Origin of the sequence: Marinobacter sp. EhC06 (genome assembly GCF_001650915.1) — a bacterium.
Lineage (GTDB): Bacteria > Pseudomonadota > Gammaproteobacteria > Pseudomonadales > Oleiphilaceae > Marinobacter.
The window spans coordinates 1-1472 of sequence record NZ_LXYO01000032.1 but is presented as its reverse complement, the minus strand read 5'-3'; the positions used below and the strand labels follow the sequence as shown (position 1 = coordinate 1472).

Sequence of the window (1472 nt, the reverse complement as noted above, 5' to 3'; positions counted from 1 at the left end):
CCTATAGTGAGGTGGGCAGTTACACAGATTTATTTACAGGCTCTCTTTGCGCGCTTCCGGTAAACGACCGCTTTAGTAGTGTTAAACCCAAATTTCCAAACCCGCGGTACAGCCTCCCAGAGCACCGATACTGCGCTCCACCACAGTAAAATCATGGCTACCGGGTCTGACCATGCCGGCAGTGCTTCCCATTCCCCTAGTCCGAATCTCTTCGAAATGAAGTACATTGCTGTGGTGACCAAAAGACATGTACCAATTTTCGCAGATGCGGTGATACTGGTGATCAATCCAGAAATGTCACTAACATTAGGGATGGGCAAAACTACTCCTTAATTTTGACTTGCAGGGAAACTTGCTATCCGTGTGGAAACTGTCGGGTCAGTCTAGCTGGTGGTATTCTCTCTGGACAGCCTTGTGGGCACGTTAGATATCATATCTAGCGTTTTGTTCATAGCTAATTGAAATATATAGATTTTTTTGAAAAAATTCTGACACGCGTGTCATGCTTCATTTCTTCGAAAAAAAACAACAATAAAAACAGTTAGTTAGAAGATTCCCAGAGAACGTCTGGGTGTATACAGCTTCAATGGTTCAAGATGCTAAGAATAAGTTGCGGAGTCGTTTGCATGAAGGGGAGGGAGCACCAGAGAGCAATACTCCGTGGTTCTCAAGTCCGACCCAGAAGAAAAATTCACGTATGTGCTTTGCCCGATATGTCGTCGTTGACTACGTTAAAAGAGATGAGTAGGGAGGCCTTTCAATGTTTTTTAGAAAGCAGAGAGAAAAGGATGTCTGTCATTTTAGAAAATTCGTAAAAGTGAAGGAATCTTGGGACACCGTTAGAGATCATTTAGCTTTTAGGCCTAAAAGTGATTCCGAGTCCTTGTTGAGAATGGTGTTTGAGGACCAAACCGAAGCAGCGTTCAACACTGCGGCTCGATTGCTCGCCTGTTATGTATATGAAAAATTCGAAAATGAGTTTCTTGCCACGAGGGAACTTACGGAAGAGAAAGTTTTATTTGAGTGCTATTTATTTTCAACCTCTGTCATGTGCAATATTGTGAATCCCGACTGCGAGCAATTTGAGATATTGCAGAAGGTAAGGGCAAAGGGGGTAGAGCAGTTTTACCTTATGTCTCTTCTGGATGAGTCATATATTGACAGGGTGGCTGAGGATCGTTGTGAGTCATATGATCGAGCAAGCGAATCCAAAAATCCTAAAAGTTTTTCTGTTGATATTTTTTGTCGAGTAATGCAGTTGTTAAAAAATGGTGCTTATCCGCTTGATTTGAAATTGAGATATGAAGATCCAGTTAACTCCAAATTTTATATTTTTTCTGAAGAATGCGGAGAAGAAATTAGCAATAAAATGGAAGTGATTATTAGTAATGTTGTGAAAAGAGAGATGGAATATGAATGTTAAAGTTTTGACTTTTGGTGTATCAAGGTTTTAATTTTTCGTAGTATTCAGA

Annotated in this window: 1 protein-coding gene; it reads left to right on the top strand. The window is 40.8% G+C overall.

Features of this window, described 5'->3' with window-relative positions:
* Positions 1 to 760 precede the first annotated feature (760 nt).
* On the top strand, positions 761 to 1423 hold the full coding sequence (locus A8B84_RS15880; protein WP_064229051.1) for a hypothetical protein: 663 nt from the start codon (positions 761 to 763) through the stop codon (positions 1421 to 1423).
* Positions 1424 to 1472: the final 49 nt, after the last annotated feature.

Coding starts and splice junctions, on each gene's coding strand:
- A8B84_RS15880 (WP_064229051.1), top strand. CDS start 761: ATGTTTTTTAGAAAGCAGAGAGAAAAGGATGTCTGTCATTTTAGAAAA.